Below are 22,469 nucleotides of genomic sequence, written 5' to 3'. Positions count from 1 at the left end.
GACCTCATGGTCGTCAATGGCGCCTCACGTCACAGAATCGCAACGGTGGCCGTGGCTGCCACCGCGCCGAACGGACTAGGACTGCCGCGCAATCGCCCGTTCGATGAGGTCGCCGGCGAGGACCGCCGCGGCGGCGCAGCCGAGGCCGATGCACCAGCCGAAGGGACCGATCGGGCGGCAGCCGAAGAAGGTGCTGAGTCCCGGGACCGAGACGATCGCGCCCAGGGCGGCCAGCGATGACAGCGAGGCGAGGAGCACCAGGCGGTTGCGCCGGCCCATCATCAGGGTCTGGACGAGCTGGGCCCCCACCAGGCCGATGAGCCCGACTGTGTCCGCGCGACCGCGGGTGCCGCTCATCCGGGCCAGGATCCACGCCAGGCTCGCCGCCGCGGCCGTGGTGGCCGCACGCAGGTAGATGTCCCGTGTCAGAGCGGCTCCCAGCGACGCCTCGGGGCCTTCCGCGAGCAGCCGGTCGGGGCCGGCGGCGCGCGGCGGCCGTACGGCTACGGCCATCGCGGGGAGCATGTCGGTGAGCAGGTTGACCAGCAGCAGCTGGCGCGTGTTCAGGGCGCGGCGGCCGGTCAGCAGGGTGGATCCCAGGGTGAAGGCGATCTCGCCGATGTTGCCGCCGAGCAGCATGCTCAGGGAGTCGCGGACCGACCCCCACATGGCCCTTCCTTCCACGACCGCGTCGATGAGCGTCTCGATGCGGTCGTCGATCACGACGATGTCGGCGGCGGCCCTGGCGGCCGGGGTGGCCTGAGGTCCGAGCGCCACGCCCACGTCGGCGAGCCGGATCGCGGGGACGTCGTTGGCGCCGTCGCCGGTGACGGCCACGATCTTGCCCGCCCGCCGCAGGCCGGCGACGATCCGCGCCTTGTGCTTGGGCGTCATGCGCGCGAAGACCGCCGCCTTCGGGAGCTCCTCGGCCAGGGCGTCGTCGTCGAGACCGTCGATCTCGGGACCGGTCATGACCTTCAGGCCGTTCAACGCGTTGATCTCGGCCGCGATGGCCTCTGCCGTGCTCGGATGGTCGCCGGTGATCATGATCACTCGGACGCCCGCCCGCATCAGCCCTTCCACGCTGCGCTTGGCGGTCGGGCGCACGGGGTCGGCCAGGCCGAGGAAACCGAGGAAGCGCAGCCTGTCGATCCGCGACTCGTCCAGGTCGGCGCGGCTGGAGGCGTCCCGCTCGGCCACCGCGAGCACGCGGTATCCCTGCAGAGCGAGCCGGTCCACCTCCTCCTCCAGCTCACGCCTGGCCTGGTCGACCAGCGGGCCGTCGGCCAGGCTGCTGCAGCGGGTGAGGACCACCTCGGGGGCGCCTTTGACGCTCAGCACGTGTCCCGACTCGGTCAGGCCGAGGACGGCGTGGTAACCGCGCCCGGGCTCGAACGGGAGCTCGTCGACCCGCTGCCACTCCTTCAGCCCGGTCCCGGGAGCGATCCCCAGCTTGGTGGCGCCCTCCACGACCGCGCGGTCCGTCGGGTGAGCGAGGCCGCGCCCGCCTCCGTACGGCGGGCAGGCTCGGACGGCGGCGCCGACGATCGCCTTCAGCTCCGGCGTCAACGCCTCCGCGGCCTGCTCGGTTCGCCCGTCGGACACCTTGCCCAGGGTGATGCGCCCTTCGGTCAGGGTCCCGGTCTTGTCGAAGCAGAGCACGTCCACCCTGCCGAGGGCCTCGATCGTGGACGGGTTGCGGACCAGCGCGTTACGGGTCGACAGCCGCTTGGCCGAGGCCAGCTCGGCCACGGTGGCGATGAACGGCAGTCCCTCGGGGACCGCCGCCACCGCCAGGCTTATCGCCGGACCGACCGTGGCGGCCAGCCGAGAGCCGCGCAACAGCTCGGTGACCATGAGGATCAGCCCGGATCCGATGGCGAGCGGGAGGATCCTGCGGCTCAGCGCGTGCAGCCGCAGCTCCACTCCGCTCGCGGGCGGGCCGGCCGCCGTCAACGCGGTGGTCCTGCCGGCTTCGGTCGCGTCCCCGGTGGCCACGACCACAGCGAGGCCGCGACCGGCCGCGATCGAGGTGCCCTGGTAGACCATGGAGGTGCGATCGGCGATGGCCGCCGACGCGGTCGGGGCGGCGGCTTTGGACACGAGCTGAGATTCGCCGGTGAGGGTGGACTCGTCTACTTCGAGGCCCACCGCTCTGATCAGCCTGCCGTCGGCCGGCACGGTGTCGCCCGCGCGCAGCTCGACCACATCGCCGCACACCAGGTCGCCGGCGACACCGATCGCGAGGCCGTCGGGCCGGCGTACCCGTGCCTGCACCACGGTGAGGTGGGTGAGGCGGTGCAAGGTCCGCTCCACGCCCCACCGCTGGGCGCCGCCGAGCAGCCCGCCCACGCCGATCACGCCGCTGATCAGCCCGGCGTCCAGCACCGAGCCGACGGCAGCCGACACGCCCGCACCCGCGGCGAGCACCGGGGTCAGCGGGTTGGCCAGTTCGCTGACGCAGGCGCGGACGAACGTCTGGTGGTGCCTGGCGGGCGATGCGGCCGACGCGGTCCTGCGGTCCCGGGCTTGGGCCTCGGTCAGTCCTTGCGGCGAGGTGCGGAGCCTGGCCAGGACGTCACCGGTGGACATCGCGTGCCAGGGCGTGGGATCGGCGGGAATCGGCGGCGCCTCCCTTGCGACGCGACGCCCCATCCACTCTCCGGCGACGAGCGCGGCGATCGCCGTGCAGTTGGCCACCAGGTGGGCCGGTCCGAGCGCGCTGCGCCTCGGGCCGATGGCCGCCAGCCCCGCCCCGGCGATCGCCCCGGCGGCGGCCACCCGCACACTGCGCTCACTCGCCTTGCGTGCGTGCGGCAGGCAGCGCAGCAGCAGGTGGACACCGTCGAGCCCGCCGATCACGTCGGCGTCCCAGGGGACCCGCCGCCGCGGACCACCCAGGACGCCGATGCCGAGGTCGGCTTGGCTGAGCCCGCGCCGCGACCGCTGCGAGACCACCGCGACACCGTGTCCCTCGGCCTGCAGCGCACGTACCGATGCCGCCAGCCGCGTCCCTCCTCCGACGACGCGGTCGATGCCGAGCCGCCGTGCCAGAGCGCCGTCTCCCCCGGCCAGCACCACCGCGCACGTGCCTTTGGGCGCGGCCACCACGGCCTCGGCGAGGGGGTGCAGCTCGGGCGCCATGCCGGCCAGGGCGACCACGCTCCCCTCGCGGGAGAGGGCGACCGGGTGCACACCGTGCTCGCGCCACTGGGACACCTGCGCCGGCTCGTGCCGCGCCGTGAACGGTTCGACGGCCCACCCGTCGCGTTCCCGGCGTGCCCAGGGGTCGGTGAGATCGAGGAGCGAGTAGAGCCTGGTGTGCACCTCGTCCGCATCGGCGCCGGGTTCGAGCCGGACGACGCTGTCGACGCTCCACGCGCCCGTGGTCAGCACATGGGCGTCGAGGAGCACGGTGTCGATGCGATCCATCCGCTGCAGCGCATGGCCGTCGAGCACCACGGTGTCCCGCTCGGCGAGGGCGCGCAGGACGGCACTGACGAAGACGTCCCTGCCGAGCCGCGCGGCCTTGGGGGTCGCCGTGGTGAGCACGGAGAGCGCCCGCTGGTGATCACGGGTGATGGCCGCGGTCACCCCGTACGCGGCCAGTGCGCCGGGAGTCGTCGCGGCGGCGTACCTCTCGACGGGGCCGCCCGGCAACCTCTCCGGACGCGGCGCCGCCGACGTCCGGATGTGGCGGTAGGCGCCCTCCTCGACGGCGAACTCCTCCTCGCGCAGCTCCCACGCCCGGCGCCCGGCGCAGGAGTCGAGGTACCGGCCCGCCGCCGACACGGTGTCGATCATCAGGGCGACGGGCCGCAGCGCGAGCGCGTGAGAGATGATCCGGGTCGAGGTCGCCACCACGTCCGCCGCGGGCGGGCCGACGCGTTCGGCCAACTCGCGGCGCAGCCATGGGTTGTGCTCGGCCAGCGACAGCACGGCGGGCACCGCCGGCGGCAGCCTGCGGATCCGGGCGACCTGACCGGCCAGCGCGACCGCGGTGCCGGCCAGGTGCAGAGCAAGACCCACCGCGGCGCGCGCCTGCTGCTCCATGCCGTCGAAGGCCTGGCTCCCACCGTCGGAGGCCTCAGGGACCTCGTCGACGTTCTCCACGATCGCCACGAGCTTGTCCAGGTCGACCGTGTCCACGTCGCAGCCGACGAACACACAGCCGAGCGCCCCGTTCACCTCCGCTCGGTGCACACCCGCGCTCAGCAGGCGCTCCTCGAGATCGCGCGCGGCATCCTCGGTACGCGGCCCTCCGACGTTCCACACCTCGATGCGCACACCGCCCGGGCACGTCCGCACCAGGCGCGGGCACCGGAGCATTCCCCGAACCGGCCGGGGGAGCAGCTTGAGCAGCGTGCCGGCGGTGGGAAGTACGCCCGACAACCGCATGTCGTCCCCCATCAGCGAACACGTGCAGTGAGCCTTTCCAGCCCCACACGCTTCACACCCGCCACCAGCCACTTGACGCTTTCCATGCCGCCGGCGGCACACAGGCTTGCCCGGGTCGCGTGCGAAGCGCGGCGGGGGCCCATCGGCTCAGGCGGGGCGCGGGCGGGAGCTGTCGCGGGGATACAGCTCCGTCTGCAACACCAGCCGGGCCGTGGGCCGGGCCGGATTGTCGATCCGGTCGGCGAGCAGCTGCGCCGCCGCCCGCCCCAGCTCGTACGTGGGCTGCCGCACCGTGCTCAACCCCGGCCGGAACAGCCGCGCCCAGGGAATGTCGTCGAACCCGATGACCCCGACCCGCCCCGGAATCGGCACCTCCCGCTCCGTCAGGCATTCCACGGCGCCCACCGTCATCAGGTTGTTGGCCGCGAACACCGCGTCCACGTCCACCCCGTCGTCCAGCAGCGAGGCCATGGCCGCGTACCCCCCTTCCTCCCGGAAGTCGGCGTGCCGGATCAGGGTGCGGTCCAGCGGGAGCCCGAAGGCCCGCAGCGCCCGCTGGTAGCCGCGCAGCCGCTGCATGGCGGTGGACATCCGGCGCGGCCCCGTGATGCAGGCGATGCGCCGGTAGCCGGACTCCAGCAGGTGGGCGGCGGCCATCTCGGCGCCCTTCTCGTTGTCGACCAGCACGGCGTCGACCTCGGTCTCGGCCAGCTCCCGGTCGATGGTCACCACGGCGGTCCCCGCGGCGACGAGAGCGCTGATGTCGGTGTTGTCGTCGGCCGGGGAGATGATCACCCCGGCCATGTTGTCGGCCAGCGCGACCGCGATGTACTCGGCCTCCCTGGCCCGGTTCTCGTCGGTGTTGCACAGCACGACCGAGTAGCCGAACCGGCGGCCACCGTCCTCCACCCCGCGCACGAGCGAGGTGAAGAACGGGTTGCCGACGTCGGAGACCAGCACCGCCCACAACGTGGTCTGCCTGCGCCGGAGATTGCGCGCCACCCCGTTGGGCCGGTACCCGAGCTCACGGACCGCCGCGTGCACCCGCGCCGCCAGTTCGGGGTTGACGGTGGAGCGGCCGTTGAGCACGCGCGAGACCGTCGCCGCGGAGACACCGGCGTGTCGCGCGACATCTTGGATTTTGAGCAACCTCGTCCCATCGTATGGCAGGCAGGCCCAGGAGATGATCTCCGGCCGGTCTAGAGAGAAATCGATTTACTACGGTGCGGGAAAGGGCAGGCGCTCCTCGACGGGCGCGATCCCGAACGGCCGGTGAGGCAGCGTCTGGTACCAGTACGCGACCGACGAGAAGTCGTCCGAGCGCTTGTTGGCGTGGCCGTGCTCGATCGTCACCCTGATGGACTCGGTGAAGGTGATCGGGTCCTCGACGTGGAAGCGGTACAGGGAGATCTCCCCGCTCCAGTTGTCCCCGCCGGGCATGGTGATGCCGTGGTACGGGGCGTGGTAGGTCTGCGTCGGGCACCACGCGGTGTTGAAGTAGTCCTCGGTGCCGGTGCCGTGGAGCGACGGCGGGAAGGGCTCACCGTCGATGAAGATCATGTCGTCGCCCTCGCCGTACCAGTTCCAGTCGCTGGTCTCGCGCAGGTTCCGGATGTTGAGCACGCAGCCCACATAGTGGCCGCGCCCCTCCGCCTCGAGGATCACGTAGTTGCCTTCGCCGGTGTCGTTGATGCCCTCGACCTGGTATTCGCGGTTGCTCTGCGTCCCCTGCTCGACGCCGTCGGTGGGCCGCTCGCGCCGCCACTGGGCGTGGAAGTAGCCGAGGTCCTCGGCGGCGGAGTCGAACAGCTCGTAGTCGATGTAGTAGTAGAAGAACACCGGCTCGGCCGACAGCTCGCTGATCAGCTCCACCTTCGCCCGGCCGGCGAAGGGCATGTGGAACCACGAGTTGAAGCTCTTGCCGTCCTGCGGGCTCATCTGCAGCGGCGCGGAGACGAAGTTCGCGGTCTTGGCGTGGCCCATGCCGAAGAAGTCCCCGAGCGGCACCAGCACGCTGGGATGCTCCTGGTCGTCCCAAGTGATCTTCAGGACGAGCCTGCGCAGGTAGTCGACGTCCACCGCGTCCGGCACGTCCTTCAGCGGCAGCGCCACGGTGCACCAGATGTGGTTGATCGAGCCGGGTCCCTCGATGTCGGCCAGGGTCACCGTGGTGCCGGCCTGGACGGTCAGCCGGTCCTCGTTCCCGCCCGTGCGGTCGTAGCTGGAGATCCGCTTGCGCCTGGAGGTGCGCAGGCGGGGCAGGTCGCGCAGGCTGCTGCCGTACTCGCCATAGGTCATCTCATTCGATCCTTACTTCAATCCCGAGGTCTTGATCGCCTCGACCAGGCGGCGCTGGCCGAGCACGAACGCGATCAGGGTGGGCACGGCCGCGACCACCGTCGCGGCCAGGACGTAGTTCCAGGCCGAGCCGTACTGGCCTTGGAGGGTGGCGATCCCGACCTGCACCATGCGCAGGTCCGGCTCGCGGGTGGCGGTCAGCGGCCAGAGGAAGGCGTTCCAGTTGGCCAGGAAGAACAGCACCGCCAGGGAGGCGAGAATGGGCCGGCTGAGCGGCACGACCACCTGCCACCAGCGCCGGAAATATCCGCATCCGTCAAGGTCGGCGGCCTCTTCCAGCTCGCGCGGGATGGTCAGGTAGTACTGCCGGAGCAGGAAGATCCCGAACGCGTGGAAGATCGCCGGCAGGATCAGTCCCGCGTACGTGTCGAGCAGCCCGAGCTGCCGGGCGACCAGGAAGAGGGGCACCAGGATGACCGGCAGCGACACCAGCAGCGTGGAGACGATCAACGAGAAGATGACCTGCCGGCCCGGGAACCGCAGCCGGGCCAGCGCGTACGCGGCCATCGAGTGCAGCACCAGCGCGACCACCGTGACCGCCACGGACACGACGGCGCTGTTGAGCATGTAGCGGCCGATGGGCACCTCGGTCAGCACGTAGAGCAGGTTGTCCAGGGTGAGCCTGCTGGGCACCGCCACCTGGAACAGCTCGTCCGCGGGCTTGAGCACCGACACCAGCAGCCAGACCAGGGGCGCCACGGTGATGGCCGCCAGCACGTAGCCGGCCAGCGCGCGCAGCCTAACCGACATCGAACCTGCCTCCCTTGGTCGCGCCGAACATCAGCCCCGTGGCCACGACCAGGAAGGCGACCACAGCGGTGGTCAGCGCGGCCGCGTAACCGTAGTTGTTGAAGGTGAAGGCCTGTTGGTAGATGTAGAAGACCACGGTCGAGGTGCTGCCTGCCGGGCCGCCCTTGGTCAGCACATAGACCAGGTCGAAGGCCTGCAGCCCGGTCACCGCGCCGACGGTGGAGTTGACGAGCACGAAAAAGCTGGTCGGGCGGAGCAGCGGCCAGATGACGTGGCGGAAGCGCTGCCAGGCGGTGGCCCCGTCGACCCGCGCCGCCTCCTCATACTCCTTGGGGATGTCCTTCAGCCCGCCCAGCAGGATCAGCATCTGGTAGCCCATGAGGAACCAGATGCTGATCACCACCAGCGACCCGAGCGCCAGGGCCGGGTTGCCCAGGAAGGACACCTCGCCCAGCCCGACCGGCCGCAGCAGGGCCGGCACCGCGCCCTGCTTGTCGACCAGCAGGAACTGCCACACGACGCCGACCACGACGAGGCTGATGACGTGCGGCAGGAAGAACATGGTCCGCACCAGGCCGACGCCGGGGAAGTGGTCGCGGACCAGCAGGGCGAGCCCGAGGCTGACGACGAAGCCGATCGGCACGAACGTCACCACGTACGTGAGCGTGACCTTGACGCTCTGCCAGAGCTGGGCGTCCCCGGCCATCTGCCGGAAGTTGTCCAGCCCGACGAAGGTGTAGCCGCCGAACCCGTCCACGCTGAACAGCGAGACCCCGAGGGCCAGCACCATGGGCAGCCCGACGAAGATCAGCAGGCCGATGAGGTCGGGCGCCACGAAGGCGTACCCGGCGAGGGCCTCCAGCCTGCGGCGGGTCCACACCGGCGGTGCCGCCGAACGGGCGCCGCAGGCGGGCAGGGGGTCAGAGCATCGCGGCACCCTTGTACCCCTTCAGGAAGGTGTCGATCTTCGCCGCGGCGTCCGCGGCTGCCTGGGCCGGGGCGATGCCGCCCAGCTGGGCGGCCTGGATCGCGTCGGAAACCGCCTTGTACACCTCGGGCGTGTAGCGGGGCTCGCCGCGGCCACCGGGGACGACCTGGTCCAGGAAGACCTTCAGCGCCGGCTTGTCGAACGCTCCGGCCGCCTTGGCCGCCTCCTGCACGGACTTGCGGGCGGGCAGGTTCGTCTTGACGACCGTGTTCCACTGCCGTCCCCGCTCCACCCCGTCCTTATCGGTCGCCGCCAGGGCCCAGGCGATGAACGTGGCCGCCGCCTCCGGGTTGGCGCCCTTGGCGTTGGCCACGAAGGCCCATCCGCCGATGTCGGTCGTGTACGTGCCGCCGTCGGGCACGGGCAGCGGGAAGACGCCGTACGGGAAGTCCTTCTTGTCCTGTTCCATCTGCGACACCGACCAGATGCCGCTCTGCTGCATGGCGGCGAAGCCGCTGCCCAGGTTGGCGGGCGCGTTGCCGGCGCCGTCGCCCTGCGGCTTGCGGGGCGCGACCTTGGTGGTGATCGCGTCCTGCCAGAGCTCGAGCGCGTTGTGGATCGCGGGCGCGTTGAAGCCGGGCGCGCCGTTCTCGGGCACGGCCGAGCCACCGGCCATCCACATGAACGGGTACCAGGTGAAGTTCTGGTAGTAGCCCGGGATGGTCTCGAACAGCAGCCCGAAGCGGTCCTTGGTGGTCAGCTTGGCGGCGACGTCGAGCAACTGGTCCCACGTCTTGGGGAGGTCGCCCTCCGAGAGCTTGGCCTGCTCGAAGGCGTCGACGCTGTAGTACATGGCCAGCGGCTCCTGCTCCATCGGCAGGCCGTAGACCTTGCCGTCCACCTTGCGCGTGCCGAGCACGTCGCCGTCGAAGTCGGCGAGCTGGTCGGGCTTGAGGTGCGGCGTGAGGTCGGTCAGCACCCCGCCGTTGTAGTAGCGGAGGAAGTCGCCGGGGCTGAGCAGGAAGATGTCCGGCCCCTGGCCGGCGGAGAACGCCGTCTGCAGCGCGGTGCCGGCGAGGTATTCGGACACCGGCAGGTAGTGGAGCTTGACCTTGACCTCGTTGTTGGCGTTCCACGCCGCCACGAGGTCGGTGAACCACTTGCTCTGTGCGTCCGCCTGCGGATTGGGACCGTAGAAGTTCCAGAACGTCAGCTCCTTGGAGCCGCCGCCGTTGCCCCCGCCCCCACACGCTGACAGCAACGGCGCCGCCATGGCCGAACCCAACACGACGGCTCCGCCACGCAGCAGCGATCGGCGGGTCACCCTCTCGAAGGCCGACATAACCATCCTCCTGATGTTGAGAGCTCAGGGGCGAGCAATCGATTTCTGAGCAATGTAGGAGCCGACATGCCGACCGTCAAGAACTCCCCGTGGTCGGCTTGCCAATCGGAGGAATCGATATCTTCACGAGACCTTGGCGAGGGCGGTGCGCCAGGCAAGCCGGAAAAGCAGTGGGGCACCCGCTCCTCGGCGGATGCCCCACAAGCACGACAAAAGGCGAAGATCAGTTCTTGATCCCCGTCAGCGTGACTCCCTCGATGAAGTAGCGCTGCAGGAAGAAGAAGAGCGCGATGATGGGCGCGATCACGGCCGCGGAGGCCGCCATGAGATAGCCCCACTGCGTCAGGTACATGCTCTGGAACGACGCCAGCCCCAGCGACAGCGTGTAGTTCTCCTCGCTCTGCAGGTAGAGCAGCGGGCCGAGGAAGTCGTTCCAGGTGCCGATGAAGGTGAAGATGGTGACCACGATGATCGCGGGCTTGGACAGCGGCATGACGATCGTCCAGAACACCCGCCACGGCGAGGCACCGTCGATGTAGGCGGCCTCGTCCAGTTCGAAGGGGATCGTCAGGAAGAACTGCCGCAGCAGGAAGATGTTGAACACTCCCCCGCCCGCCCCGGCGAACCAGCTCGGCACGGTGAGCGGCGCGATCGTGTCCAGCGCGCCCAGCTCCTGCCACATCACGAACGTCGGGATGAGCGTGACGGCGTACGGCAGCATGACGCCGCTGAGCAGCAGTGCGAACACCACGTCACGGCCGCGCCAGCGCAGCCGGGAGAAGCTGAAGGCGGCCACCGCGCAGGTCACCACCGTGCCCAGGACGCTGATGACGGCGATGACGAGCGTGTTGACGAAGTAGCGGCCGAAGGGCTGCGTGGTCAGCGCCTCGCTGAAGTTCGACCACTGGAACGGCGCGGGGATCCACTCCGGCGGCGAGACGAACATCTGCGCGTCCTGCATGAGCGCGCTGCGCACCAGCCACACGAACGGCAGCAGGGTCGGGATCGACCCCACCAGCAGCGCCGCGTACAGCAGGATCCGGCCGTACCTGCGGGGTTTGCGCAACCCTTGCGTGGGGGCCACGCCCTTGGCGCGGGGCCGGTCCGGGGCCGCCACGGCGGTCATCGGGCACCTGCCATCTCGTAGTAGACCCAGCGGCGGGCGTTTCTGAACATCAGGAACGTCACCACCATGATGATCATGAAGAGGGTCCAGGCGAGGGCGCTGGCGTAGCCCATCTCGCTCTCGGTGAACGCCTTGCGGAACAGGTAGTAGACGTAGAAGAGGGTGGCGTGGTTGGGGCCGCCCTCCGTCATCACGTACGCCTGGTTGAACACCTGGAAGGTGCCGACCACGCCGACCACCAGGTTGTAGAAGATGGTCGGCGTCATCATCGGCAGCGTCACGTGCCAGAAGCGCCGCCAGGGGCCGCCGCCGTCGATGGACACCGCCTCGTACAGGTGCCGCGGCACGCCCTGCAGCCCGGCCAGGAAGATCACCATGGTGTTGCCGAAGCCCCACGTGCTCATGATGATCAGCGACGGAACGGCGGTGGACTCGGCGTAGATCCACTGGGAGCCGGGCAGCCCGCCCTGCCGCAGCAGCGAGTTGAGCAGCCCGAAGTCCGGGTTGAAGATCCAGATCCAGAGCACGACATTGGCGATGGCCGGCACCAGCGTCGGCAGGTAGAAGATCGTCCGCCAGATCGCCAGGCCGCGGACCTTCTCGTTGAGCAGCATGGCCACGGCGAAGCTGACGATGAGCACCAGCGGGACCGAGCCGAGCGTGTAGTACGTGGTCGTGGTCAGCGACTTCCAGAACAGCTCGTCGCGGGCCATGGCGGTGTAGTTGTCCAGCCCGACGAACGACGGGCTCGCGCCGATCGTCCAGTCGGTCAGGCTGAAGAAGGCCGAGGCCGCCATCGGGCCGATCGTGAAGATCAGGAATCCGAGGATGGCGGGCAGCGCCATGAGGATGCCCCAGCGGGTCTCCAAGCGGCGCATCACAGATCCTGACGGTGGTGCCAGCCCTGCAGCATGCTGGTGATCTTGGGTGCGGTGGCCTTCATGATCTCGGCGGCCGGGCGCTTGCCGGTCTCGAGCTCCTGCAGGGCAGGCGTGAGCACGTCGCTGCTGATGGCGGACATGTTCTTGACGCGGTTGCGGAGGTCGGGGATGCCGTGGTCGCGGGCGTAGTCGACGACCGCGGTCCGGAACTCCGGCGGGTGCTGGGCGTTCTTGGTCCAGGAGTCGATGGCCGCCTGGTCCTCGTAGTACTTCTTCTCCTGCGGCATCCACAGGCCCTTGGCGAACAGGTCGACGTTCGCCGGGTCGTTGTGGAAGGCGAGCAGCTCCACGGCCTCCTGCTCGTGCTTGCTCCCCGCGAACACCGCCGAGGCGCCGGCCACCTGGCTGGCGGTGAACGGCTCGGTGTATTTGGGCAGCACGCCCATGCCGAAGTCGACCTTGCTCTCGTTCATGTCGAGCAGGCTCCAGTGGCCGTCCACCACCATCGCCACCCGCTTGGTCTTGAGCAGGATGTTGGTGCCCGGCACGTCGTCGCCGGTGGCGGCGAGCTGGCCGGGGCCGGGCGCGACCCGGTGCTTGTAGACCAGGTCCTGCAGGTTCTGGAACACCTGGATCGCCTCGGGCGTGTCCAGCAGGCACTTCTTACCCGTCTCGTCGGCGAAGTCGGCGCCGTTGCTGCGCAGGAACCCGTACCAGGCGGCGCCGTAGGTGAAGCTGATGGAGACGCCGAACTGCTTGATCTGCTTGGGGTCGAAGCCGGACTCGTCCGGGCGCTTGCCGTTCTGGTCGAGGGTGAGCTTGTAGGCGTTCTCCACGAGCTGGTCCCACGTCCAGGCGGAGGCGGCCTCGGCCGGGGGCGTGACCCCGGCCGCCGCGACGGCGGACTTGCTGAACCACAGCAGCATGGACTCGTTCGCGGTCGCGATGGCGTGCAGATTGTCCTGCCCGGTCCACAGGTACGCGTCCGGCAGGTAGCCGGCCAGCTGCGGGTACTTCTGCAGGTACGGGAACAGGTTGACCAGCTTGCCCTGCTCGCCGAGGCGGAAGGACATCGACATCGGCACGTAGCCGGCGTCCGGCAGCTTGTTGCTGGCGACGAGCGTGTTGAGCTTCACGTCGTACTCGTCGGGGGTGAACAGCGGCTTGACGGCAACGCCCTGGTTCTTCTGCTCGTACTGCTTGAGCATGCGCTCGACGGCCGCCTTCTCGAACGTCGAGCCCCAGAACATGAACTGCAGCTGCGTGTTCCCGGCCGAGCCGGCGCCGCCGCCACCGCCGCAGGCCGCCGCCGCGGTGCCGAGGGCGGCGAGCCCGCCGAGCTTGAACAGATCACGTCTCTTCATCGGCGTGTTTCCTTACGCGAGGGGGATCCAGACCCGCATCGCGCCACCGTCGCGGTTGTCCCACTGGAAGTAGGGGATGGCCGTCGCGGTCACGCTCGTGCGGGTCGCCAGGGGGGTGCCGGCATAGGGCAGGCCGCCGCGCGGCTGACTCACCACGACGGCGTCGATCTCGAGCAGCACCGTCCGGCCCACGCCCTCGATCTCGCGATCGATGGGCCCCGGCACGGCGTCGGGGGCGATCGCGAGGTCGTCGACCTCCACACCCTCCGGCTGGTCGGCCTGCTCGAAGCAGTAGACGAGCGGGCCGCGCTGCAGCGCCGCGCTGCCCCTGACCGCGTCGATCCGGTGGTGGGGGCGCATGAGCCTGGGCCTCAGGTCGAGCATCAGCTCGACGGCGTCGCCGGCGCGCCAGGCTGAGCGGCGGATGCGGAAATATCCGTCTTCGGCGGCCCGGGCGGGACGGTCGTCGACGTACGTGGACTCACTCCAGGACGGGATGCGCAGGGCGAGCTCCCAGTCCCCGGGCGGCGCCTCCTCCACCGTGATGCGGATGACGCCGTCCCACGGGTAGTCGGTCTCGACGCGCAGCCGGGCGCCCGCCGCCTCGATCCGGCCTGCCGCGTACTGGTGCAACTGCAGGCCGGAGGCGGTCTCGGTGGCGAGGTAGCCGCCGAGCGAGGCCACCAGGCGCATGATGTTCGGCGGGCAGCAGGCGCAGGCGAACCACTCCCTGCGCCGCCCGAGGTAGGCGTCCTCGACGAGGTCGTTCCTGCGCTGCAGCGGGTTGACGTAGAAGAAGCGAGTGCCGCCGGCCGAGGTGGAGGCGGCGAAGGCGTTCCAGAGCGTGCGCTCGATCAGGTCGGCGTATCGGCCGTGGCCGGTGGCCAGCAGCAGCCGCCAGTTCCAGTGGATGCTCGCGATCGCCGCGCAGCTCTCGCTGTAGGCGCGGTCGGAGGGCAGCTCGTAACGCTCGCCGAACGCCTCGCCGTCATGGCGCGAGCCGTGGCCGCCGGTGATGTACGTCTTGGTGGCGACCATGTCCTCCCAGCGGCGCACCGAGCTCTCCAGCAGCGACTCGTCGCCGGTCTCCAGGTAGACGTCGACGACGCCGGCGTCGAGGTAGAGCTGGCGCACGGCGTGGCCGACCGCGGTGTCCGCCTCGCGTACCGGGAGGTGGTCCTGGGCGTAGAGCATGCCCATGCCGCTGTCCTTGATGAGGCCCTTGCCGCGGTTGTCGATCAGCTTGGCCGCGAGGTCCAGGTAGGCGCGCTCGCCCGTCAGCCGGTGCAGCTCGACCAGCGCGGTCTCGACCTCGGCGTGGCCGTCGATGCCGTCGTCGCCGCCGGTCAGGAACACTTCGACGAGGTGGTCGGCCAGGCGGCGCGCGATCGGCAGCAGGCTGTCGCCGACGCCCGCGCGGGCGGCCGCCACCGCGGCCTGGAACAGGTGGCCGGCGCAGTACATCTCATGGCTGTACTCCAGCTCGGCGTAGATCTTGTCCGGCTTGACCACCTGGTAGTGCGAGTTGAGGTAGCCGTCGGGCCGCTGCGCCCTGGCCAGCACGGCCGACGCCTGCTCGATGAAGGCGCCATAGCCGGGCTCCGGGGAGCGGACGTGCTCCCACGAGACGGCCTCGAGTTGCTTGTAAAGATCGGAATCCTGGAACCGGTATCCCTGAAAGGGACCCTCGCCCTCCCCTGCCGCTCTCCGGAGGTTCGGCAGCGCACCCGAGCGCTCCATCTGCTCCAGGCCCAGCGGGATGCTCGCCTCGTGGTTGATCTCCTGCCACCGCGCGAGCGGCCCGCCGGTGATGACGGCGTCGCCGACGCCGATCGGCCGCAACGCGGCACGACTGGAAGGGACGGCGGGACCGGGGATCTGCTGCATTGAGCTCCTGACCTCGGTGAGAAAACTTTGGGAATAGGTTTGCTCAATCGGAGAGTAAGGTGTGATACATCACTGGTCAAGAGGAAGACTGTGCGGGTCACAGTGGTGACCGCGAAAGGGGAGTCGGTTGGCCAACCCCTCGGAAAAGATCGCGAGAAGCGTCACGATCAGGGACGTCGCGGCCGCCGCCGACGTCTCGATCGGCACCGCGTCCAAGGCACTCAACGGGCGCGGCCGCATGCGCGCCGAGACCCGCGACCGGGTGCTCGCCGCGGCCGAGCGGCTGGGCTTCCGGCCCAATCCGCTCGCCCAGGGCCTGCTGGCCGGGCGCACGTACACGGTGGGCCTGGTCACGGGCGACAGCTTCGGGCGCTTCAGCATCCCCGTGATGCTGGGCGCGGAGGACGCGCTGGGCGCCGGGCAGATCTCGGTGTTCATGTGCGACACCCGCGACGACCCGATCAGAGAGCGCCACTACGTCGAGCGGCTGCTGGCCCGGCGCGTGGAGGGCATCATCGTCACCGGCCGGCGCACCGAGCCGCGCCCGGGGATCGGCCGCGACCTGCCCGTTCCCGTCGTGTACGCCATGACGCAGTCCACCGACGAGTCGGACGTGTCGATCATCCCGGACGACGAGGGCGGCGGCGCGCTGGCCGCCCGCCACCTGCTGGCGACGGGACGCACCCGCATCGGGCACGTCACCGGGCCGCAGCGCTTCCAGGCCGCGCGCCGGCGGGCGCACGGCCTGACCACCGCCCTGTCCGAGGCCGGACTCGAGCCGGCCGGGGAGATCCTGTTCGGGCAGTGGAGCGAGGAGTGGGGGCGGCAGGGCGCCGACGTGCTCCTGCACGCCGCACCCGACGTGGACGCCGTCTTCTGCGGCAGCGACCAGATCGCCCGCGGGGTGGCGGAGACGCTGCGCGAGCGGGGGCGGCGGGTGCCCGAGGACGTGGCGCTGGTGGGGTTCGACAACTGGGAGCCGATGGCGCTGGGCTGCCGGCCGCCGCTGACGACCGTGGACATGAACCTCGGCGAGATCGGGCTGCTGGCTGCCCGGCACATCCTGGAGGTCATCGCGGGCCGGCCGTCCGGCGGCGGGGTGACGATCGTCCCCGCCAGCCTGGTGCTCCGGGAGTCCACGCGGCGCGCCCCGTCCTGACGCCTTTACGTTGTAGATCGTCAAGTCTGGTGATTGACCAGTGCTGTGTTACACCTTACTGTGCGCGTGGGAAAAGGTATTCCCAATCCTTTGGTGGAGGAGTCCCGATGAACCGTGGGTTCCGCCGCACGCGTCTGTCCGTCGCGGCGCTCTTATGCAGCTCCTTACTCACCGGCGTGCCGCAGGCCGCGCACGCCGCCGCCCCCACCGCCCAGGTCGTCGACATGTTCGGCAGGACCGTCAACGACTACGGCGTCAAGCTCGTCGACTGGCAGGGCTACCTGGCCAATCCCTACGTCGAGCTGACCGTCAAACCCCCGCCCGACGTGCGCTATCCCGTCACCGTCGACCTGAAGGCCGAGGGCACCTCCAGGCTGATGATGGACCTGCCCAGCCAGCTCACCGCCACCGGCGCGACCAAGACCCTGACCTTCGCCGGCGCCGCCGAGCAGAAGACGTTCAAGCTGGCGATCCACTCCAAGCGCGGCCCAGGACCGGATGAAAGTTACACGCTCCGGCTGAACGTCAGGGACGCCGACGGCGCGACGTACCAGCAGTCGATGCCGATCCGGGTGCAGCAGGACGAGAAGACCGCGCTGCAGCCCACCCTCCCGCTCGCCTTCGACTACCGCTACGACACCATCACCGGCTACTTCAACGACGCCGCCTTCCGGACGGCGTCGGAGGAGGCGGTGAAGGACTGGTTCCGCTTCTTCGACATGCAGCCGTTCGACACCGTCGCGGCCGCGGCGGAGCCGAACCACCTGCCGGGCAACGACTGGCAGAACACGATCAACGTCACCAACCAGTCCGCCTACAACGGCATGTACGTGTTCTTCCGCGGCATCCAGACCCCGTACTCGACCGGCTACCCGGCCAACAACGGCCGCTACAGCACCCGGGGCGGCCAGCAGCTGCCCGGCCCGCTGCACCGCTCCACCGCGATGATCTTCGAGTACGACGAGGCGAACAAGCAGCTGTTCACCTCCCTGGCCGACGAGGACTGGTACCGGACGGAGATCCAGGGCTCGGTGCTCGACGTGCACGGCCTGGTCATGCACGAGTACGGCCACGCGGTCGCCTTCCACAGCGACTGGGCCGGCATGCGCTCCTACGTCTCCTCGGGCGGCAACGACCCGGACGTGGTCGCCTACCAGGGGTACGCCGTGCCGCTCGACAGCAGCTATCACATCCCCGGCGAGCAGCGCTATTGGGACCGCCTCAGCGGGCAGAGCGGCGGCTGGACCCACCTGTTCCCCACCCGCCGCTGGATGCTGACCAAGCTGGCCCTGCTGGTGGCCGAGAACGCCGGCTGGAAGCTCAACCGCAATCTCACCCCGTTCCTGCCGCCGTCCATCGTCACCACCTCCCTGCCGTCGGCCACGCCCGGCACGGCCTACCAGCAGACGCTGGAGGCCAAGGGCGGAGTGCCGTTCTACGACTGGCAGGTCACGAGCGGCTCGCTGCCGGCCGGGCTGAGCCTCGACCGCTTCACCGGCGCCATCACCGGCACGCCGACCACCGCGGGCACGTCCACGTTCACCGTCCAGCTCCGCGACTATGACCGGCTCAGCACGCCAGTGACCAGGACGTTCACCCTCAACGCCGGAGCCGGCGGGTCGACGAACCTCGCCCGCGCCGCCACGCCGTCGGCCTCCTACACCTCACCGTGGGAGAGCATCGCGGCGATCAACGACGGCATCGACCCACCGAGTTCCAACGACACCGTCAACCGCCGCTGGGGCACCTGGCCCAACACCGGAACCCAATGGGCCGAGCTGACCTGGCCGTCCGCCCAGACGATCCGATCCGCCGACGTGTACTTCTTCGACGACGGCGGCGGCGTGCGCCTGCCCGCCTCCTGGAAGCTGCAGTACTGGACCGGCAGCGCCTACGCCGACATCCCCGGCACCTACCCCACCGCGCTCAATGCCTACAACCGGGTCACGTTCACCCCCGTGACCACGACCAGGCTCCGGGTCGCACTACAGAGCGGCCAGGCCTCGGTCGGCCTGCTGGAAGTGAAGGCCAACTCCTAGAAAGGCTTCCATGAGGAAGGTCACGATGTTCGGCGCGCTCGCCGCCCTGGCGGGCGCGCTGTCCCTCCCCTCCCCCAGCCTCGCCGCCCCTAAGGAGGCGCCCCAGCTGGAGGTGTACGACATCTTCTTCCGCAAGGTCAACGACTACGGCGTGCAGCTCGTCGACTGGCAGGGCTACCTCGCCAACCCGTACGTCGAGCTCACCGTCCGGGCGCCCCGGGTGCCCGGCATCACCTATCCGCTCAAGGTGGACCTGCACGCCAAGGGCACCTCCCGGCTGATGTTCAACCTGCCGAGCGAGCTGACCGCCACCGGCGCGACCAAGTCCTTCACCCTGACCGGGCCGTACGACCGGGAGATCGTGCGGCTGGCCATCCACTCCAAGCAGGGCGCCGGCAGCGACGAGCTGCACCAGTGGGTCATGAAGACCACCGACGCGACCGGCGCCAAACGCACCCAGACCATGCCGATCAGGGTGCAGCAGGACGAGAAGACCCCGCTCGAGCCCACCATCCCCATCGACTTCGACTACCGCTACGACACGATCACCGGCTACTTCTCCGACCCCGGCGTGCGCAAGGCGGCCGAGAAGGCGGTCAGGAACTGGTTCGCCTTCTTCGACCTGAAGCCGTTCGACACGGTCCCGGCCGGCGACGAGGTCAACCGGCTGCCGGGCAACGACTGGCAGAACGAGGTCGAGGCCACCAACGCCAAGCCGTACAACGGCATGTACGTGTGGTTCCGCGGCATCCAGACGCCGTACTCGACCGGCTACCCCACCATCAACGGCAAGTTCCACACCCAGAACAACAAGCCGACCCCGTACCACCGCTCGACCAGCATGATCCTGGAGTACGACGAGCAGCTCATGAAGCTGTTCACGTCCCTGGAGGACGAGGACTGGTACAAGACCGACCTCGGCCAGTACATCGACGTGCACGGCCTGGTCATGCACGAGTACGGCCACGCGGTCGCCTTCCACAGCGACTGGAAGGGCATGGCCGACTACGTGGCCGCCAAGGGGGCCGGTTACAAGGACGTCATCGACTACCAGGGCTACCCGGTGCCGCTGGACACCAGTTATCACGTGCCCGGCGACGAGCCGTACTGGGACCGGCTCAGCGGCCAGAACGGCGGCTGGCGGCACCACTTCCCCCTCCGGCGGTGGGAGCTGACCAAGCTGACGCTGCTGATCGCGGAGGCGGCCGGCTGGAAGCTCAACCGGAACCTCACCCCGTTCCTCAAGCCCTCGATCGAGACCGCCTCGTTGCCCGCGGCGACCGCCGGGGCCGCGTACGACCAGCGGCTGAAGGCCAAGGGCGGCGTGCCGTTCTACGACTGGCAGGTCGTGCGCGGCGCCCTGCCCGAGGGGCTGAGCCTCGACCGGTTCACCGGAACCGTCACCGGCACCCCGGCCACGAGCGGCTCGTATACGTTCACCGTCCAGCTCCGGGACTACGACAAGCTGAGCACCCCCCTCACCCGTGAGTACACCCTCACGGTGAGCTGACCCGAGCGAGGGCCGGCCGTCCCACAGGGCGGCCGGCCCTCGTCGTGCTCAGAGGCCGTAGCGGCTCTTCAGGTGCCGCCACCAGTCGCGGAACATCCACGCGTCGAACTCCGTGATCGACGACGCGCTGCCCGCCTTCATGAGGAAGCAGCACTGGCCGGTCGGGGTCCAGTCGTAGAAGTCGTCCAGGCCGAACGTGTGGCCCATCTCATGCAGCAGGATGTGGATGTTGTCGGCGTTGAGGTTGCTCATGTAGTACTCGCTACCGATCCGCTGCCCCCAGTCGCCACCGGCGCCGCCGCCGAAGCCCGCGGTGAGCCAGAGCGACATGTCGTAGTGGTGCGAGGCGCCGCCCGGGCAGTTGGGGTAGTTGCCGCTCTGGTTGAAGAAGCGGCCGCACGGCTCGGCGCACTGCGGCGCGTTCTCGCGGATGTTGTTGACGTAGATGTCGACGGAGGTGTCGCTCCACTGCAGCTGGGCGCGGTCGCGCACGGCCCAGCCGACCACCTTGACCGGCACGTTCGTGTACGGCCAGCCGTTGTGGCCGGCCATGACGTCCATCCACTTCTTGAACTGGCGGGCCAGCGTGGCGTGGATCTGGTCACGCTGGGCGGCCGTCACCGTGGCGCTGGTGTCCCAGCGCACGCAGTAGTTGATCGAGCCGCCGTTGGCCATGATCTGGTCCCAGCCGTAGTTGCGGAACCCGTACAGGTTGGGGTACGTGCTCTCCTGGTGCTGCCATACCTCGTTGAGGGGAGTGACCAGGTGGGCGGGCGGGTTCCAGCCGGTCGTGCCGCCGCCCGTGTCGGGCGCCCACGCCTTGACCTCCAGCAGCCCGACCGACGCCTGGCCGCTCTGCAGGACGACACGCAGCCGCGTGGTGCTGACCTGCGTGAAGGAGACCTTGTTGTAGGTGTTGACCGCGACGGGGTAGGTGCCCGGAATGTCGGCGTAGGCGCTGCCGGTCCAGCGCTGGAGCTTCCAGGAGGCGGGCACGCGCACGCCGCCGCCGTCGTCGAAGAAGTAGACGTCGGCCCCCTTGATGGTCTGGGCAGAGCTCCAGGTCAGCTCGGCCCATTGGGTTCCGGTGTTGGGCCAGGTGCCCCAGCGGCGGTTGACGGTGTCGTTCGAGCTGGGCGGGTCGATGCCGTCGTTGATCGCCGCGATGCTCTCCCACGGCGAGGTGTACGAGGCCGACGGCGTCGCCGACCGGGCCACGTTGGTGTCGGCCAGGGCGCTCTGGACGGGGAAGAAGAACGTGATGATCAGGAGGAGGGGCAGGATTGCCAAGCGTCTCATGGGAGTTCTCCCGGTGGTAGCGCTAACATGCGCGGGCCTCGAAGGAGGGCGGCCTCCGTCGAGGCCCGGCACGTGTCAGCGGTAGGTGACGTCGGAGGAGGAGTAGAGGCAGTTCACGCCGTCGGCGCCTTCACCGATCTTGGTGGGCTCGCTGCCCTTGGGCACGCCTCGGTACTTCTCGCAGATGACGGCGCTGCCGTACACCGTGATCCGGCTGAAGCGCGCGGTGTCGCCCCAGTTCGTGTTGATCCCGGCCAGCACCTTGGTGGTCCGGGCGGTGACGCCGTCCATGACCACGTGCCGCTGGTAGGACGTGGAGCAGTTGCCGCAGGCCCGGTACAGCTTGCCGGAGCTGTGCACCTGGAAGTTCTTGATCGTCACCGTGCCGGCGCCGTTGTGCTGGAACACCTTGTCCGAGCCGGACTTGGCGCCGCCCCCGTCCACCAGATAGGTCGCCGACGAGCTGGAGGACTTGAACGTGGCCGCGTCCTCGCCGACGTCGTTCCACCAAACGTTGCGGATGGTGCACGAGCCCTCGCAGTGGATGCCGTCGCCGGCCGGGGCGTCGATGATGACGTTCTGGATCGTGCCGCCGTTGGGCACCACGAACATCGGATCCTGGCTCTCGCTCTGACCGCCGTCGCCGATGCCGTAGTAGCGCTTCATGCCGCCGTCGAAGAACGACCCGGTGGTGCGGGTCGTCGTCTGATGCACGCTGCCGGTGTCGCTCGGCCAGGCGCCACTGCCGTCACCGCCGGAGCCGCCACTGCTGCTGCCCATCTTGACGAGCTGCCACTGCTGGTTGGCGCCGTTGAGGTCGTCCCATTGGGAGATGCGTGCGCCGTCGGCGGTCGACCACTCCCACACTTCCAGGGCCTTGTTGCTGTTGCGGTTGATCAGCCGTACGTGGCCGCCGTCGGAGTCGGCCAGCCGGAACTGCTGGTTGTAGCCGTTAAGGTCGGCCCACTGCACGACCTGGGCACCGCCCGCCGTGGAGTACTCGAAGACGTCCAGCACCTTGCCGCTGTGCCGGGACTTCAGCCGGTAGTAGCCGCTCCCCGAGCTGACGAACTGCCACTGCTGCCAGTTGCCGTCGTTGCGGGGCCACTGCACGATCGGCGAGCCGTCGCTAGTGGCCAGGTTGTACACGTCGAGCGCTTTGCCGCTGTGCCGGTTGACCAGCACGTACCAGGCGCTGGTGTCGACGGTGGCCGCCTGCGCCGCCGGTGGCGTCACGGCGGCGGCGCCGGCCATGGCCATCACCATGGCGGCCACCGTCGCGAACAGGCGGCGCCAGCCGTGCCGGGACTGGGATTGGATTGTCAAGGCCGCTCTCTGCCTTTCTGCGCTTGGTGAAGCAAGCGCTTTCCCATCGATCGGACGAGCACCCGTTCCGGAATGAGTGGAGCGGACAGCCTGATGACGGGC

At 69.5% G+C, this 22,469-nt stretch carries 15 protein-coding genes; 3 read left to right on the top strand and 12 right to left on the bottom strand.

Annotation, left to right across the window (positions count from 1 at the left end; translation table 11 throughout):
- Positions 1-75 precede the first annotated feature (75 nt).
- The 10 genes from ACTWQA_RS40925 to ACTWQA_RS40880 form a co-directional block, all read right to left on the bottom strand.
- Positions 76-4,410: an HAD-IC family P-type ATPase gene (locus ACTWQA_RS40925; RefSeq protein WP_443164276.1), complete on the bottom strand. Its 4,335-nt coding sequence runs from the start codon at positions 4,408-4,410 to the stop codon at positions 76-78.
- A gap of 135 nt (positions 4,411-4,545) precedes the next feature.
- Complete coding sequence (locus ACTWQA_RS40920; RefSeq protein WP_443164275.1) at positions 4,546-5,547, bottom strand: LacI family DNA-binding transcriptional regulator; 1,002 nt, start codon at positions 5,545-5,547, stop codon at positions 4,546-4,548.
- Between the two features lie 69 nt (positions 5,548-5,616).
- Positions 5,617-6,696, bottom strand: coding sequence for a glycoside hydrolase family 172 protein (locus tag ACTWQA_RS40915; RefSeq protein ID WP_443164274.1), 1,080 nt, complete (start codon positions 6,694-6,696; stop codon positions 5,617-5,619).
- 12 nt (positions 6,697-6,708) lie between these two features.
- Entirely contained in the window at positions 6,709-7,506 is a 798-nt protein-coding gene (locus ACTWQA_RS40910) for a carbohydrate ABC transporter permease (RefSeq protein WP_443164273.1), read from the bottom strand.
- Positions 7,496-8,443 (bottom strand): carbohydrate ABC transporter permease, encoded by a 948-nt coding sequence (locus tag ACTWQA_RS40905; RefSeq protein ID WP_443164272.1) that lies wholly within the window; start codon positions 8,441-8,443, stop codon positions 7,496-7,498. The genes ACTWQA_RS40910 and ACTWQA_RS40905 overlap by 11 nt, the downstream gene beginning before the upstream one ends.
- Entirely contained in the window at positions 8,427-9,776 is a 1,350-nt protein-coding gene (locus tag ACTWQA_RS40900; protein ID WP_443164271.1) for an extracellular solute-binding protein, read from the bottom strand. Before ACTWQA_RS40900 ends, ACTWQA_RS40905 begins: the two co-directional genes overlap by 17 nt.
- A 223-nt stretch (positions 9,777-9,999) precedes the next feature.
- Positions 10,000-10,902: a carbohydrate ABC transporter permease gene (locus ACTWQA_RS40895; protein WP_443164270.1), complete on the bottom strand. Its 903-nt coding sequence runs from the start codon at positions 10,900-10,902 to the stop codon at positions 10,000-10,002.
- Positions 10,899-11,780 (bottom strand): carbohydrate ABC transporter permease, encoded by an 882-nt coding sequence (locus ACTWQA_RS40890; protein WP_327581322.1) that lies wholly within the window; start codon positions 11,778-11,780, stop codon positions 10,899-10,901. The genes ACTWQA_RS40895 and ACTWQA_RS40890 overlap by 4 nt, the downstream gene beginning before the upstream one ends.
- The gene (locus ACTWQA_RS40885) at positions 11,780-13,147 is read right to left on the bottom strand and encodes an extracellular solute-binding protein (RefSeq protein WP_443164269.1); all 1,368 of its coding nucleotides are present in this window, start codon (positions 13,145-13,147) and stop codon (positions 11,780-11,782) included. The genes ACTWQA_RS40890 and ACTWQA_RS40885 overlap by 1 nt, the downstream gene beginning before the upstream one ends.
- A 12-nt stretch (positions 13,148-13,159) precedes the next feature.
- Entirely contained in the window at positions 13,160-15,034 is a 1,875-nt protein-coding gene (locus ACTWQA_RS40880) for a glycoside hydrolase family 127 protein (RefSeq protein WP_443164268.1), read from the bottom strand.
- A 127-nt stretch (positions 15,035-15,161) separates the two neighbouring features.
- Between ACTWQA_RS40880 and ACTWQA_RS40875 the strand changes: the two genes are divergently transcribed.
- The 3 genes from ACTWQA_RS40875 (at position 15,162) to ACTWQA_RS40865 (ending at position 19,742) form a co-directional block, all read left to right on the top strand.
- Entirely contained in the window at positions 15,162-16,193 is a 1,032-nt protein-coding gene (locus ACTWQA_RS40875; protein WP_327581319.1) for a LacI family DNA-binding transcriptional regulator, read from the top strand.
- Between the two features lie 107 nt (positions 16,194-16,300).
- The gene (locus ACTWQA_RS40870) at positions 16,301-18,232 is read left to right on the top strand and encodes an Ig domain-containing protein (protein WP_443164267.1); all 1,932 of its coding nucleotides are present in this window, start codon (positions 16,301-16,303) and stop codon (positions 18,230-18,232) included.
- 10 nt (positions 18,233-18,242) lie between these two features.
- The gene (locus ACTWQA_RS40865) at positions 18,243-19,742 is read left to right on the top strand and encodes an Ig domain-containing protein (RefSeq protein ID WP_443164266.1); all 1,500 of its coding nucleotides are present in this window, start codon (positions 18,243-18,245) and stop codon (positions 19,740-19,742) included.
- Between the two features lie 48 nt (positions 19,743-19,790).
- On the opposite strand, the gene ACTWQA_RS40860 is transcribed toward ACTWQA_RS40865, so the two are convergent.
- Both ACTWQA_RS40860 and ACTWQA_RS40855 read right to left on the bottom strand, forming a co-directional pair.
- Complete coding sequence (locus ACTWQA_RS40860; protein ID WP_443164265.1) at positions 19,791-21,041, bottom strand: hypothetical protein; 1,251 nt, start codon at positions 21,039-21,041, stop codon at positions 19,791-19,793.
- A 75-nt stretch (positions 21,042-21,116) separates the two neighbouring features.
- Entirely contained in the window at positions 21,117-22,367 is a 1,251-nt protein-coding gene (locus tag ACTWQA_RS40855; RefSeq protein ID WP_443164264.1) for a pectate lyase, read from the bottom strand.
- Positions 22,368-22,469: the final 102 nt, after the last annotated feature.

The organism is Nonomuraea sp. 10N515B (assembly GCF_052245915.1).
Classification (GTDB): domain Bacteria; phylum Actinomycetota; class Actinomycetes; order Streptosporangiales; family Streptosporangiaceae; genus Nonomuraea.
Note: the sequence above shows the minus strand (reverse complement) of the source record. Positions and strands in the feature narration are given on the sequence as shown.